The 15,705-nt window shown below is 73.0% G+C and carries 6 protein-coding genes; 2 read left to right on the plus strand and 4 right to left on the minus strand.

All coding sequences use genetic code 11. The annotated features are described in order from the left end of the window. Positions 1-33 precede the first annotated feature (33 nt). The gene (locus WME98_RS38565; RefSeq protein WP_437946721.1) at positions 34-2,778 is read right to left on the minus strand and encodes a DUF2169 domain-containing protein; all 2,745 of its coding nucleotides are present in this window, start codon (positions 2,776-2,778) and stop codon (positions 34-36) included. Between the two features lie 693 nt (positions 2,779-3,471). Next, complete coding sequence (locus tag WME98_RS38570) at positions 3,472-7,395, minus strand: protein kinase domain-containing protein (RefSeq protein ID WP_437946723.1); 3,924 nt, start codon at positions 7,393-7,395, stop codon at positions 3,472-3,474. A 276-nt stretch (positions 7,396-7,671) separates the two neighbouring features. Here WME98_RS38570 and WME98_RS38575 point away from each other — a divergent pair, with 276 nt between their 5' ends. Beyond that, complete coding sequence (locus WME98_RS38575; RefSeq protein ID WP_437946725.1) at positions 7,672-8,106, plus strand: hypothetical protein; 435 nt, start codon at positions 7,672-7,674, stop codon at positions 8,104-8,106. 17 nt (positions 8,107-8,123) lie between these two features. Here the strand turns inward: WME98_RS38575 and WME98_RS38580 are convergent, their stop codons facing one another. Then, a complete protein-coding gene (locus WME98_RS38580; protein WP_437946727.1) occupies positions 8,124-8,564 on the minus strand; it encodes a hypothetical protein in 441 nt (146 codons plus the stop codon). A gap of 315 nt (positions 8,565-8,879) precedes the next feature. After that, on the minus strand, positions 8,880-10,445 hold the full coding sequence (locus WME98_RS38585) for an AbgT family transporter (protein WP_437946728.1): 1,566 nt from the start codon (positions 10,443-10,445) through the stop codon (positions 8,880-8,882). 212 nt (positions 10,446-10,657) lie between these two features. On the opposite strand from WME98_RS38585, the gene WME98_RS38590 reads away from it, so the two are divergent. Beyond that, complete coding sequence (locus tag WME98_RS38590; protein WP_437946729.1) at positions 10,658-15,676, plus strand: AAA family ATPase; 5,019 nt, start codon at positions 10,658-10,660, stop codon at positions 15,674-15,676. The last annotated feature ends 29 nt before the right edge of the window (positions 15,677-15,705 follow it).

The following is a 15,705-nucleotide window of genomic DNA, read 5'->3' on the forward strand; positions in this document are numbered from 1 at the left end:
TTCCATGGAGCTAGACGTAAAGGAGTCCGCGAGTCAACCTTGTGAAGAAACGTTAATATCGTCTCCCTCCGGCGGTATTTCGACGATGGACCGCAGGATCGCGCCGCTCGACTTCGCGTTTGCGAGCGTGACTCCATAGAGGTTGGCGCCCGCGAGGTCCGCTTCGCGCAGATCGGCGCCATCGACGTTGGCGCGGGGGAGGCTCGCCTCCTTGAGCTTCGCCGCGCGGAGGATGGCGCCGGCGAGGCTCGCGTTCGCGAAGCTCGATCGGGAGAGCTCCGCCTTGGTTGCGTTGATGTCGGCGAGGCTGGCCCCGTCGAAGACGGCATGGGTGAGGCGCGCTTGCCGCAGGTCGGCGCCGTCCAGCGACGCGCCGTCGAAGCGCGCGTGCGCGCCTCTCGTCGAGGTGAGGTCTGCGCTCCTGAGGATCGCCGAGGAGAGCTGCGCGCGGTCGAGGGTGGCGCGGGAGAGATCGGCGCGGGTGAGGTCGGCGGCGGTGAGGCGCGCGTCGGTGAGGTCGGCGCCGCTCAGGTTCGCCCTGGCGAGGCGGGCCGAGGTGAGGTTGCACCGGGCGAGCGTCGCGCCGGCGAGGTTGACGCGCTCGAGGGAGGCGCCGCTCCAGTCGATGCCGTCGAGCTCGGCGCCCGCGAGCTCGAGGTCGTAGAGCGGCTGGCCGCTCTTGAGGCGGGCGAGCACCGCCGCGCGCAGGCCGCGCGCCTCTGGCTCGGGCGGGGGCGGCTCGGGCGCGGGCGGCTCGGCGGGGGAGGCGTCCGAAGGCGAGGGGGCCGAGGGAGAGGCGTCCGAGGGGGCGTCAGGGGGCGCGACGTTGGCGGGAGCCGCTTCGACCGGCGCGGTGGCGCTGGCCGGCGCGGGCGTCTCGGCCGCGGGCGCCGCGGCGTCCGGAGAGCGTGTCTCGTCCGCAGCGGGGCCGGTTTCGTGGACCGGCGCGGGCCACGGCTGCGCCTGCGAAGGCGGCGGTTCGGCGACGGCGGCCGCCTCGCCAGGCGGCGGTTGTGCCTGCGAGGGCGGCGGTTCGGCGACGGCGGCCGCCTCGCCAGGCGGCGGTTGTGCCTGCGAGGGCGGCGTCTCGGCGACGGCGCCCGCCTCGCCAGGCGGCGGTTGTGTCTGCGAGGGCGGCGTCTCGGCGACGGCGCCCGCCTCGCCGTCCGGCGCGGGCGCCGGCTGCGCCTGCGCAGGCGGCGGGTCGATGACGGGGTGCGTCTCGTCGAGCCCGGCGAGCGGCGGCTGCACCCGGGGCGGCGGCGCGGCGTGGGCCCCCGAAGCGGCGAAGGGCATCGCGAACGGCACGGAGCCCGGGGCAGGCTCGGGGCGCGGCGGCGGCTCGGGCGCGGGCGCGAAGGGCAGGGGAGGCGGCGGCTGCAGCGGCGCCACCTGCTGCGTGACGGCGCTCCAGTGCGGCTCGGGCGCGGGCGCGAAGGGCAGGGGAGGCGGCGGCTGCAGCGGCGCCACCTGCTGCGTGACGGCGCTCCAGTGCGGCTCCTGCCGCTGCGAGAAGGGCAACGGGGGCAGCGCATGCAGCTGCGTCACCTGCTGCGTGACGGCGCTCCAGTGCCCCACCGGCAGCTCCGCCCCCCGCTCGGCCAGCGCACCCCCCGGATCCACGATCGCGACAGGCGCGAGCCGCAGATCGATGCCCGCCGCCGGGCCGCGCGCGCCGGCCGCGGGCCTGCCCTCGCCGTCGGGCGCCGTCCGCCGCTCGGCCCCCCTCCCGTCCCCGGCGAGCGCCGGCGCCGGACACGCCGGCCCGGCCGCCGGGGGCCACGGGCGCGACGAGGCGCGATCCGCCGCGACCGAAGGCCAGGCGAGGGGCCGCCCGGGCATCTCGACGCCTGCGACCACCCGCATCCGGGCCGGCAGGTCGCCCGGCAGGAGGGCGACGTTCCCCCGCCAGATCAAGGAGCAGAGCAGGCGATCCGCATCGATGGTCAGCGTGTCGGCGACGAGCTCGACCGGCTGCCCCGGGTCGTCGCCTCCCGGCCCGGTCCGATGCAGCCGCGCGAGCGCGCGCGCCGACGGCAGCCTGGACCGGATCCACGGCGCGTGCGGGTGCAGCCCCTGGAGGAAGATCCACTCGTCGCCGCGGAGGCGCTCGATCTGCTGGTCCGCAGGGGCGGCGTGGAAGTAGCGAAAGTCGAAGCTGCCATCGAGGTCCGGCGCCAGGGGATCGGGCGCCTCGCCGCGCGAGAGGAGCGCTCTCCTCGGCGCCCAGTGCCCCGCGATGGGCCCGAAGCCCGCGGGCCGCGTCGGGTCGGCCGGATCGAAGATGCTCGGCAGCGCAGCCCCTGGGGGCACGCCCACGGGGTTCGCGTCGAGGTGCGGGCCGCCGTAGGCGCGCTCGTACACGAGCGGCACGAGGCTGAAGGGCCGCGGGCTCGGCGCATGTGGCGTGAATTCGCCGTAGACGTGGAGCTCCTTGTTGAGGACCCAGCGATCGTCGCGGAAGAGCGCGACCCGCACCGAGAGCGCCGTCGCGGTCGTCCCCGCGGGCGCGGCCGCGTGTCCGCGCACGAGGACCCCGGCGCCCGGCAGGTAGGGCGCTGTCTCACACGCCTCCTCCAGGCTGCCGCGCCCCTCTCGCAGCTGGTCGGAGCGGACCAGCGGCGCCGGGGCGGCGAGCTCCGCGTGCCGATCGTGGACGAGGGCGAACGTGGCTTTGACGATGACGGTGAGCCGCTCTGCGCCCTGCATGCGCCACAGCACGGCCCCGCAGGAGGCCGGCGTCAGGGCGACGATCGGGAGGGGCCAGGGCGATTGCACGGCGTGATCTCGGCTGGCCCGCGCGCCTTCACCGCCGCGGAGGGCTCTCGAACTGACGACGATACGCGGCGCGTCTCTCGGACGCAAGCGCGGGAGTCCACGGTGAGGACATCGCGTGTCGAGCGCTCGCGCTCACGGGACCATGGCGCTGTGAAGATCGGCGGAGGCGCTGAATTTGTGGTGCATGGTAGGCAACTCCCTGCGGGCTCGCCGGTGCGTCGCAGGCCGCGCGGCGGGCATCCATGGTTTGCTGGATCGCTTTATGTGTTTTGCTGGGCTGAAAACTTCGAGCTCGTGGGGGAGAGTTCAACGCAAGGTCGCAAAGGCGCAAAGGCGCAAAAAGGAAAGATAAAAGGGCGTGAGAGGGGGGCTCTTTCTCGCCTCTATGTCCTCTGTGCCTCTGCGGCTCCCTCTCTCCTCCAACCACGAACGAGCCCGGGCGACGCGGCACGACATCGAACCTTGCTGCGGGGTACGGTCGCCAGGGCGCGTCGCGGTCCTTCAGCCGCGCGCTCGGAGGCGGAGCGGCGCGCCGTCGCTCGACACGGGCCGCGCGCCCTGCGATCGTCGGCGGCGATGGACAGGATCGAGCGCCTCTTCGCGCTCATGGACGCGCTCCGGCGCCACGCTCGCCGCCGCCGCCGCCGGGCGCGAGATCCGGCGGCGTTCGCGGCGTAGGGCGCAGCGCGGCGCCTACCCGGGCGGCGCGCCGTCCTGCTCGTCCAGCCACGCGCGGGCGAGCAGGAGCGTGCGGGCGTTCTCGGGCACGTTGTCCAGGAAGCTCGCCCGCCACGCCGCGTTCGCGATCTTCGCCGCGCGCTCCAGCAGCCGGCCGCGGGCGATCGCGATCGCCCGGCGAGCCTCCACGCGCGCGCCGCACGCCGCGAGGGCCTCCGCGCGCACCAGGTAGATCTGCGACTCGCCCTCCTCGAGGTGGCCCTGCGAGGCGATGATGGGGGCGGCGAGCTCTGCGGCCTTGTCCGCCGCCTCGCGCGCCCCTTCGGCGCGCCCCGCGGCGAGCAGCACCCCCGCGAGCGTGCCCAGGGCGCACGGCATGAGCGGCGGACACTCGGCGAGCAGCTCGCAGCCGCGGCGCGCCTCCGCCTCGGCGCGGGCGAGATCGCCCGCCAGGCGGGATGCCTCCGCGAGGTAGACGTAGGTGCCGCCCTCCATGCGCCGGTCGCCCGACGCCACGAACGAGCGCAGCGAGTCGTCCAGCAGAGCGCGCCCCTCGTCGAGAGCGCCGAGGTGGACGAGCGTGCGGCCGAGGTTCTCCTTCACGAAGGCCGCCATGTGCGGCATGCCGAGCCGCTCCGTGTCGGCCAGCGAGGCGCGGAGCAGGTGCACGGCCTCGGCGTACGCGCCGATCTCGTTGCAGAAATGACCGGCGTTGCCGCGCGCGATGCAGGCGTTGCGCATGTCGCCCGCCGCCTCGTAGCAGCTCACCGTCGCTTCCCCGAGCTCACGCGCGGTGCCGACGTCCCCGGCCACGATCGCGAGGTGCGTGCGCAGCCGCAGGACCGGCGCGGCCACGGTCGGGTCGTGCCGGAAGCGCTCGAAGGTCGCGTCGATCCGGCGGCAGAGCGCCTCGGTCTCGTCGCTCTGGCCCATCATGTAGTGCAGGGCCAGCGCCGCCTGCGCCATGGAGATGAGCACGGGCCCGGTCACCGTCTCCTCCGACCACCGCGCGCACAGCTGCCTGGCGAGCGCGATGACCGCCGCGGCGCGCCCCGCCATCTGGAAGGTCCAGAGCGCCACCCCCGTCGCGCGGCTCCACCACGCGCTCCCCTCGGGCAGCGCCCGCATCGCCGCCGTCGCGTGCTGCTCGGCCGCCGCGCTCTCGCCCCGGAAGCGGCACGCCTCCGCCCGGATCGTCTCGAGCTCGCCGAGCGCCTCGCCGGCCGCGCCGCACGCGACCGCGCGCTCGGCGCGCTCGAGCGCCGCCGCGTAGTCGTTCCCCCCGAGCGCCTGCTCGGCCGCCCGCCGGTAGCACCCGATCGCGCGCTCCAGATCGCCGCCGCGCTCGAAGTGCGTGGCCAGGACCATCGCGTCGGTCTCGCCGGCCTGGGCGAGCCACGCGCCCGCGAGGCGGTGGCCGAGCCGCCGGTCCTCGTCGGTCAGCATCTCGTAGGCCGCCTCGCGCACGAGCGCGTGCCGGAAGGCGTACTCCACCTCGCCCTGGAACGTCGACTCGTGCAGGCGGGAGATGAGCTCGCTGCGCGCGAGCTCCGAAAGGCAGTCGTCGAGGAGCGCCTCGTCCGCCTCGGGGCCGAGCAGCGCGCGCGCCGCGCCGCGCCAGAACGCGCCCCCGAACACGCTGCCCGCGCGCAGCGCCCGCCGCGCGTCCGGCGCCAGCCCCTCCAGGCGCGACTGCGTCATCGCGAGCACCGTCTCCGGGACGCCGCCGACGTGGCCGTCCGCCGCGGCGCGCACGAGCTCCTCGAGGAAGAACGCGTTGCCGCCCGAGCGGTCGACGATGCGGGCGACGTCCTCGGCGTCGAGCCCCCCGAGCGCCTCGCTGACGAGCTTCTCGCACGTCTTCCGCGACAGCGCCGTGAGCCGCAGATCCGTCAGCGCCCGCTTGGTCCAGAGATCCGGGAATGCCTCGCGCACCTCGGGGCGCGCGAGCGCCAGGACCATGAGCCGCTCGCCCTCGAGCAGCCGGAGCGCCGCGTCGACGTACTCGACCGTGGGTCGGTCGCCCCAGTGCAGGTCCTCCAGCACGAGCACGAGCGGCCGTACCCGGCACTCGGCGCGCACGAGCTCCACCCACGCCGCCTGCATCTGGTCGCCCATGAGCTTGGCGTTTTGCCGCGCCGCCCGGAGCAGCACGTTGTCGTCCTCCGGGAAGGGCGTGCCCGCCATCTCGCCCAGGAACTCGGCGACCTGCCGCCGCAGCGGCTCGGGGACGTGCTCCGCCACGCGCGCGGCGAGCTTCTGCCGCCGCGCGTCGAGCGGCTCTCCGTCGAGCAGCCGCGCCGCCCGCCGGACCACCTGGCCCAGCACGCCGAACGGCGCTCCCTCGCGCATCGGGTCGCCGCGCGCGATCCACAGCTCGAACGGCTCGCCGCGGGCGGCGAGGCGCCGCATCAGCTCGTGGCGCAGGCGCGACTTGCCCACCCCGGCCTCGGCCGTGACCAGCACCGCGCGGGCCTCGGACTCGGCCACGCACTCGTCGAAGGTCGCCTGGAGGAGGAGCAGCTCGCGCTCCCGCCCCACGCACCGCGTCGGCTTCCCGAGCAGCTTGCGCGCCTCGTCCGCAGGCTCGCGCTCGCCGACGAGCGCGAGCCCCGCGCCGTCGAGGGACACGTCGAAGCGCTCGCCGAGGAGATCCGCGGTCATCCGGTCGAGGAGGACGGGGGCCGCGCCGGCCGAGCTCGCCGCGAGCAGCGCGCTCGCGCGGTCGATGACCTGCCCCATCGGCTGCGTCTTCTCGAGCTCGTCCCAGCCGGTCGTGAGCGCGACGCGCGCGTGCGGCAGGAGGTCGCGGAGGGCGAGGGCGCAGCGCGCGGCGTTCACGGCGAGATCCGTCGGCGAGCCCGAGCCGGCGAGGACGGTCGCGAGGGAGCCGTCCCCGAGCAGCTCGAGCTGCGCGCCGTGCCGGGCGGCGACCTGCCGGAGCGCCTGCGACGTGTTGAAGAGCGTGCTGAGCAGCGGGGAGTCGCTGAGCGAGGCGGTGAGCTCGCAGGAGTCGGCGCTCGCGGGGAGCTGGCCGCCGCCGGGCGCCTCGGACGCGAGGATGACGCTGACGAGGCGCCGCTCGCGGCGCGTCAGGCCGGCGACCGAGGCGGGCGCTGTCGAGGACGACCCGGCGACGAGCTCGGCGAGCGCGCGCAGCTCGTCGACGGCGGCCCGCGCGGCGGGGCGATCGCCCGGCCGCTTGGCGAGCAGCCGCGCCGCGAAGGCGTCGAGCTCCCGCGGCAGCCCGGCCACGAGCGCGCTCGGGCGCGGGGCCTCCTCGAAGACCACCCTGGCCAGCAGGGCGAGCGGGTGCGGCGCGGCGAAGGGCGGCCGGCCGGTCAGGCAGGCGTACAGGACGCACCCGAGCGAGTAGATGTCCGCGCGGGCGTCGACCTCGCAATCGCCGATGATCTGCTCGGGCGCCATGAACGACGGCGTGCCCACCGTCGCCCCGGTGCGCGTCAGCGACGACGTCGCGTCCTCGAGGCGCGCGAGGCCGAAGTCGACGATCGTCGCCCGCTCGATCTCGCCGCCCGGGAGGAAGATGTTCTGGGGCTTGATGTCGCGGTGGACGATGCCCTGCGCGTGCGCGAACGCGAGCCCGTCAGCCACCCGGAGAAGGAGCCTGAGCGCGGCGGTCGGCTCCAGCCGGCCCCGGGAGATCCGCGCCCCGAGGTCTTCCCCCTCGAGCCACTCCATCGCGAGGTAGAGCTCGCCGTCCGGCGTCGTCCCGTGGGCGACGTACCGGACGATGCTCGGGTGCGACAGGGCGGCGAGCGCGCGCGCCTCGCGGGCGAACCGGCTGCGCTTCTCTTCGGTCGGCTCCCGCAGCACCTTGATCGCCACCGGCGCGCCGCTCTCGACGTCGCGCGCGCGGTAGACGGTCCCGAGGCCGCCCTTGCCGGCCTGCCGCTCGATCGTGTAGCGCGCCCCCAAGCGCTCCCCCGGTATCATGCGCGCTCGAGTATCTCACGGAACGAGGGCGTGTCCGCCAGCGGCGTTCGGCGTTCGACAGCCGCGCCCCAGCGCGTCCGATCCTCGCCGGGGCCGCGGCGAGGCCTGATCGGCGGCCATCCGCGCTCCTGAGCGCCGTGAAATCGTGTCGCGCCGCCGTTGCGCGCGCCTCGCGAGGCGGTCGCGCGGCCGACGTCCCGTGCCGGGCGGGCGCTGTGCTACAACGTAAGCAACGCCTGCCGTGAAGGAGCGTGCGCCATGGGGAACGCGTGTGTTCAAGCCCTCGCCGATGCGATGGATCTCGGTTCGCTGCTGCAGGAGGTCCGGGATCGACATGGCGAATTCGAGCTCCTGGCGCACTGGACGCAGGGCGAGTTCCACCACGACGTGGTCCTCCGGATCCATCGCTTCGCGCCGCTGCCGGGTCCGGTGCTCGTCGTGAGCACGAACTGCAACGGCGGGGTCAAGGAGGTGCTGTGCTTCGGCGAGGTCCCGGACCGCTATGCCCTCTGGCACCATCGCTGCCCCGAGGTCCCGGAGTTCTCCGGCGCGCTGCCGCCCATCGCCGCGCAGGCCCGGACGTCGCATTACTTCGACCCGTGCGAGCTGCTCGCGGCCGACGCGCGCAGCGAATTGCGCGCCGAGTTCCGCGAGCGCGACGTGGGGGGCGGCTGGCGCCCGCGGTGCGGATAGCGGGCCGGTGAGGCCGCTCAGCGGCGCTCTGCGTCAGCGCCCGTCGCGGCCTCCCCCTCCGCGCGGGCCGTGCGGAAGGCCGCGTCGCGCCGCCACGCCTCGCGCGCCGCCTCGCCGGCCGTCAGCCCGCGGGCCCCCGCGGCCGCGGCGATCGCCTTGCGGAACCGCGCCCCGGCGCGGCGGTACTCGAGCGTGACGAGCGTCAAGCAGAGCGCGACGAGCAGGACGTCGCGCGTGTTCGGCGCGGGCAGCGACCAGGCGAGCCACCCGGTGGCGAGGGCGAGCAGCGCGCCGCACAGCTCCCAGGACTCGGAGCGCTCAGCGCCCTGCGCCTCCGCCGCGGCGGTCAGCGCGCGCGCGACCGAGGGTGGCGGCTCGGCGTCCTTGTCGGCGGGCGTACACCCCGTTGCGTTAGGAACGACCGACCCGCCGCCGGTCATCAGGGGCGTCGAGGACACCACGACAGCGTTCGTTGCCGCACCGCGATGCATTGAGCTCATACCAACACCCTCCTCGCTTTGCCGTCCGGCCCTGCATACCGTCCGCGCTTGCACGCCGCGCGCCGTCGGCTAAATACGCGAGCCCACGTCGTTCTTGCGGCTGAGGCCGCATCGCGTGCGCATCTGTCGCGCCGGGCACGCAATCGATGCGCGTTCGTCGAAATCTCGGCCGCGCCGAGGCGCACCGAAGGCGCAGAGGTGGGTGCGCGGGGCTGCGCCCTCTCCGCCGCCCGCGCGGCGGAGAGGGCGGCGCGGCCCGGGGGGCGCAGGCGCTCAGGGGTAGACGTAGGGCGCGTCGAGCCCGAGGGGGAGCCCGAGCTGCCAGTAGGCGAGGAGGAACAGGCTCCACGCGACGAGGAACGTCATGGAGTACGGCAACATCAGCGCCATGAGCGTGCCAATCCCGGTGCCTTTCACGTACTTCTGGCAGTAGACCACCACCAGCGGGAAATACACCATGAGCGGCGTGATGATGTTGGTGGTCGAGTCGCCGACGCGGTAAGCCGCCTGCGTGAGCTCCGGCGAGATGCCGAGCGACATGAGCATGGGCACGAAGATCGGCGCGAGCAGCGCCCATTTCGCCGACGCGGAGCCGATGAAGAGGTTCACCGTCGCGGTGAGGGCGATGATGCCCACGATCGTCACGGTGCTCGGGAGCGCCATGGCCTGCAGCGCCGCAGCGCCCTTGAGCGCCACGAGCGCGCCGAGGTTCGACTTGTTGAACAGGTAGATGAACTGCGCGGCGAAGAAGGCCATCACCAGGTAATAGGCCATCGTACCCATCGTCTTGCTCATCCCGCCGATCACGTCGCGGTGGCTCGTGAACGTGCCGGCCGTGTAGCCGTAGACGATCCCGGGGATCAAGAAGAACAGGAAGATGAGCGGCACGATCGCGTTCATGAGCGGCGCCGTGCTGATCGTCAGTTGACCGCCCGGCGCGCGCAGGGGCGACGACGCGGGCGCGCTCGCGGCGACGAGCAGGCCGATGCAGATCGCCATCGCCGCGAGCCCCGCCCAGAGCGCGCGCGCTTCGCGCGGCGTGAGGTCCGCCGCGCGAGGCTCCTGCTCCGGCGCGGCGTCGACCGGCGTGCGGGCGATGCGCGGCTCGATCACACGGTCGGTGATGAACCAGCCGAGCCCGACGATCAGCAGGCATGAGGCGCTGCAGAAGAACCAGTTGCAGAGCGGGTTGACGGTGCGCTTCGGATCGAGGATCCCGGCGCCGGCCTGGGTCAGGCCTTGCAGCAGCGGGTCGAGGCTGGAAGGGACGAAGTTGGCGCTGAAGCCCCCGGAGACGCCCGCGAACGCGGCGGAGATGCCCGCGAGCGGGTGGCGGCCCGCGGTGTGGAAGATGACCGCGCCGAGCGGGATGACGAGCACGTAGCCCGCGTCGGCCGCCGTGTGGCTGACGATGGCCACGACGATCAGCATCGGCGTGAGCAGCGCCCTCGGCGTCACCGCGAGGAGCTTCTTCAGGCCGGCGTTGATGAACCCCGAGTGCTCGGCGATCCCGACGCCGAGCAAGGCCACGAGCACGACGCCGAGCGGATGGAAGCCCGTGAAGGTCGGGACCATGCTCGCCAGGAACTCGGTGACGGCCTTGCCCGAGAGCTGGCTCTGGATCACGAGCGGCTGCTTCGTCCTCGGGTCGATCTCGCTGAACTGGAGCGGCGCGAGCGCCGCGGACAGGACCACGACCACGGCGGCGAGCACGACGAAGAGCAGGGCGGGATCCGGGAGCTTGTTGCCCGCCCGCTCGAGCGCGTCGAGGGCGCGGCTCGCCCGTCCCGCCCTGATTTCGGGCGGGACCGGGGCGGGCTCGGATTGCTGGTTGGACATGCCGCGCATGGTAAGGCGATTCACGCTGCGCGTCGCCAGTTTCGTAGCGGACGGGTCCAGGCCGTCGCAGTCGAACGCGATCGCGCGCGCGCCGTCGCGACGCGGCCCGACTCCACACCTCATTCCGTCGTCTCTTCAAACAGGGCTGCTCAACAGGGCAGGTGGAACTCAAGCGTTCGACTGCTGTACGATGGCCCAGAGGGGCTCATTACATGCTGATTCTTCAGGACTACACTGCCACGGAAAAGATCTACGAGGGCATCACGTCCGTTCTTTATCGTGGTCACCGCAACGCGGATCGGCTGCCTGTCGCGGTGAAGCTCCTCAAGAGCGAGTACCCGGATCCGCGAGAGCTCGCCAAGATACGGCACGAGCACGCGCTCATGCGGGACCTCCGTGTCCCGGGCATCCCCGTGGTGATCGAGGTGGGGAAGCACGGGAACGGCCTCGCGCTGATCATGGAGGACAGCGGCGGGCGGTCGCTGAGCGACATGATGCGGTCGCAGCGGCTCAGCCTCGCGTCGGCGCTGCGGATCGCGGCGTCGGTCGCCCACATCATCGACTCGGTCCACCAGCGCCACGTCATTCACAAGGACGTCAAGCCGCACAACATCCTCGTCGACCCCGAGACGATGCAGGTCAAGCTGATCGACTTCGGCATCGCCACGCGGCTGTCGCGCGAGAGCCAGGCCGCGCTGGCGCCGGAGGCGCTGGAGGGGACGCTCGCGTACATGTCGCCCGAGCAGACCGGGCGGATGAACCGCGTCGTCGACCACCGCAGCGATCTCTACTCGCTCGGCGTCACCCTCTACGAGATGCTCACCGGCGTGCTCCCGTTCCAGGCGAACGACGCGATGGAGCTCGTGCACCACCATATCGCGAGGAGGCCGGCGCCGCCGGCGGAGGTGAGCCCGCAGCTCCCCCAGATCGTCTCCGATATCGTGATGAAGCTCCTCGCCAAGACCGCCGAGGCGCGTTACCAGAGCGGCGCCGGGCTCAAGGCCGATCTCGAAGAGTGCCTGAGCCAGCTGGAGGCGACCGGCGAGATCCAGCCGTTCGCGCTCGGGCGCTCCGACCGCGTCGGCGAGCTCCGGATCGTCCAGAAGCTCTACGGCCGAGAAGAGCAGACGGCGACGCTCCTCGCGGCGTTCGACCGCGCGAGCCGGGGCGCGGTCGAGCTCCTCCTGGTCTCGGGCGAGGCGGGCGTGGGCAAATCCGCGCTGGTGCAGGAGCTCCACAAGGCGATCGCGCACCGCCGCGCGTACTTCATCGAAGGCGCGTTCGAGCAGATCGGCCGCAGCACCCCGTATGCCTCCGTGGCGAGCGCGCTCCGGAGCCTCGTCCGGAGCCTCCTGGCCGAGCGCACGAGCGCCCTCGAGCTCTGGAAGGAGAGGCTGCTCGAGGCGCTCGGCCCGAACGGCCAGGTGCTCCTCGACCTCGTCCCCGAGCTCGCGCTCGTCATCGGCCCCCAGCCGGCCGTGGCCGAGCTCGGACCTACCGAGTCCCAGAACCGGTTCAACCTGGTGTTCCAGAACTTCCTCCGCGTCTTCGCGACGCGGGAGCACCCGATCGTGCTCGCGCTCGAGGACCTCCAGTGGGCGGACGCGGCCTCGCTCAAGCTCATGTACGCGCTGATGACCGGGCCGGGCACCGCGCATCTGCTGGTCATCGGCGTCATCGGCACCACCCGGGAGGGCGAGATCGCCGCGGCCCACCCGCTGCGCCTGCTGGTCGACGCGCTGCGGAGCGCGAGCGTCGCCGTCCACGCGATCGCCGTCGAGCCGCTCCCGCGGCCCGCCGTCGCTCAGCTCGTCGCCGAGGCGCTGGACTGCGCGGCGGAGCAGGCGGCGCCGCTCTCGGAGGTCGTCTTCGACAAGACCCGCGGCAACCCGTTCTTCGTGAGCCAGTTCCTGAGGTCGCTCCGCCAGGACGATCTCCTGCGCTTCGACGCGCGCTCCCGCTCCTGGACATGGGAGCTCGCCCCGATCCAGGCGATGCAGATGACGGACAACGTGGTGGCGCTCATGGCGGGCAAGCTCCAGAGGCTCGCGCCGGACACCCAGCGCGCCCTCATGCTCGCGGCGTGCCTCGGCCACGAGTTCGAGCTGGAGGTGCTCTCGGCGATCTGCGATCGATCGCGCCGGGACACGGCCGGCGATCTCTGGGAGGCCCTGCGCGACGGGCTCATCCAGCCCACGGGCACCGAGTACCGCTTCGTCCACGCCTCTCCCCGCGGCGACGCGGCGGACGACGTGCCCTCGACCAGGTTCAACGTGTCCTACCGGTTCTTGCACGAGCGCGTCCAGCAGGCCGCGTACTCGCTGCTCGACGACGAGCGCCGGAAGGCGGCGCACCTCCGGATCGGCAGGCTGCTCCTCTCGAACGCCGGCGCGAGCCCGCGCGACGACGCCCTGTTCGCCGTGGTCCACCAGATGAACCTCGCCGTCGACCTGATCTCCGAGCCGGGCGAGCGCGCGGAGCTCGCCAGGCTGAACCTGGCCGCGGGGAGGAGGGCGAAGGCGGCGAACGCCCACCAGGCGGCCGCCGGCTACCTCGCGGTCGGGGCGTCGCTGCTCGGCGAAGAGGCGTGGGCCCGCGACGGCGAGCTGATGTTCGCGCTCACCGTCACGCTCGCCGAGTGCGAGTACATGTGCGGTAACTTCGATCGCGCCGAGGCGCTCTTCGATCTCCTGCTGTCCCGCGCGAGCTCCACCCTGGAGCGAGCGCAGGTCCACGACCTGCGGATCGTCCTCTACCTCACCCTGTTCAAGGTCGCGGACTGCATCAGCGTCGGGCGCGCGGGCCTCGCGCTGTTCGGGATCGAGCTGCCTCGCTCCGAGGAGCAGGTCCAGGCGGCGCTCGACGCGGAGCTCGCGGAGGTGCCCGTCAACCTGGCGGGCCGGCGGATCGAGGACCTGGCCTTCGCCCCGGCGCTCCGGGACCGAGAGGCGCTGATCGTCCTGAAGCTCCTGACGAACCTCTCCTCGCCGGCGTACCTCACCGACGCGAGGCTCGCGGCGCTGGTCACGGCGAAGCAGGTCAACCTCTCGCTCCGGCACGGGCACTCGGAGGTGTCCGCGTTCGGCTTCGTGCTGTACGGCCTCTACATGGCGGTGCTGCGCGATGGGTACGACGAGGCGCGGCGGTTCGGGCGGCTCGGCATCGAGCTCAACCGGAGGTTCGACAACGTCGAGCTGGCCTGCAAGATCCACTTCACGTTCGGCGTCTACGCGCATTTCTTCTCTCCGCTGCGCGAGACGGTCGAGCACCTCCGGAGCGCGCTCGAGGCAGGGATGGTGTCCGCGGACTTCGCCTACCTCTCGTACACGTGCAACGCGATCGTCATGGCCCGCCTCGGCCTCGGCGACGAGCTCGCGTCGGTCAGGAAGGAGATCGACCGATTCCTGGGCCTGATGGCGCGGACCAAGAATGCCCTGTCGACGGCCTTCCTCTCCATCGCGAGGCAGATGGTCGCCTGCCTCGAGGGGCGCACCGACGGCGGGGCGTCGCTCAGCGACGACGAGTTCGACGAGGCCGAGCTCGTGGCGACGCTCGGCGCGCCGAGCGCGATGTTCACGGCCTTCTGGTATCACGTGGTCAAGCTGGAGCTCCTGTTCCTGGACGAGGAGTACGCCGCCGCGCTCTCGGAGGCGCTCGCGGCCGAGCGGGCCCTCGGGAGCAGCATGGGGTATGTCTCCACGACCGATCTGTCGTTCTATCTCTGCTTGACGCTGCTCGCCCTGGGCGAGGCCGCCCCGGAGGGGCCGGCGCGGGGCGCGGCGATGCTCGAGGAGCATCACGCGCGGCTCGCGCGCTGGGCGGAGAGCTGCCCGGAGAACTACCGGCACAAGCTCCTCCTGGTCGCCGCCGAGCGCTCCCGCGCGTCCGGCGACGAGCTCGGGGCGATGGCGCGCTATGAAGAGGCGATCGAGGCCGCGCAAGAGAGCGGGTTCGTCCGGGACGAGGCGCTCGCGAGCGAGCTTTGCGCGAAGTTCCACCTCGCGAAGGGCAGGCGCAAGACGGCGCGGTTCTACCTGGCGAGCGCGTGTTACGGGTATGTCCGCTGGGGGGCCACGGCCAAGGCGCAGGCCCTCGTGGACAGGTATCCAGCGCTCGCCCTCCAGCCCGCGGCCGGCTCGGGCCGCGCGGACTCGCCGGTGTCCTTCACGGTGTCGAGCTCCTCGACCGCCAGCACCGGTCGCAAAGGCGTGCTCGACGTGACGGCGATGATCCGCGCGGCGCAGGTGATCGCCGGCGAGGTCGAGCTCGACAACGTGCTCGAGCAGCTGATGCGGATCGCCGTGGAGAACGCGGGGGCGCAGCGGGGCGCGCTCGTCCTCGATCGCGGCGAGCGGCTCGTGGTCGAGGCGCTCGCGACCGTCGATCCCGACGCGGTCCGCACGGGCATGACGACGCCCGTCGAGGACAGCGCCGAGATCGCCGTCTCGGTCGTGCAGTACGTCGCCCGGACCCGGGAGCCGGTCGTCCTGGGCGACGCGACCGAGGACGCGCGCTTCGCGGCCGACCCGTACATCGTCGCGAGCCGCCCGCGGTCGGTCCTCTGCATGTCGATGATCCACCGGGGCCGGCTCACGGGCGTGCTTTATCTGGAGAACAACGCCGTCAGCAACGCCTTCACGGCGGCGCGGATCGAGCTCCTCGGGCTGCTCCTGTCGCAGGCGGCCATCGCCGTGGAGAACGCGCTGCTCTACGCGCACTTGCAGCACCGCACCGAGGAGCTGCGCGTGGCCGGCGAGCGGCTGGAGCTCGAGCTCGCCGAGCGCGCGCGCTCCGAGCAGACCCGGGCGTCGCTCCAGGAGGAGATCATCCGGGTCCAGAACGACAGGCTGGCCGAGCTGTCCACGCCGCTCATCCCGATCACCGATCGCATCATGGTCATGCCGCTCATCGGGACGATGGACGCGGCGCGCGCCCAGCAGGTGCTGCACACGGCGCTGCAAGGGGTCGACGCGAACAGCACGCAGGTCGTGATCATCGACATCACCGGCGTCAAATCGATCGACACCGGCGTCGCTGCCTCGCTCATCCGCACGGCGAGCGCCCTCCGGCTGCTCGGCGCGCAGGCGGTGATCACGGGCGTTCGCGGCGACGTGGCGCAGACGCTGGTCGCGCTGGACATCGATTTCGGGGCGATCGTGACCAAGGGGACCTTGCAGAGCGGGATCGCTTACGCGCTGGAGCAGAGCAGGAGGGCTCGCCGTCTGTCCTGAGGGACCGACCAGGACACGACGTCGCGTCC

Source organism: Sorangium sp. So ce296 (assembly GCF_051529605.1).
GTDB lineage: Bacteria > Myxococcota_A > Polyangia > Polyangiales > Polyangiaceae > Sorangium > Sorangium cellulosum_D.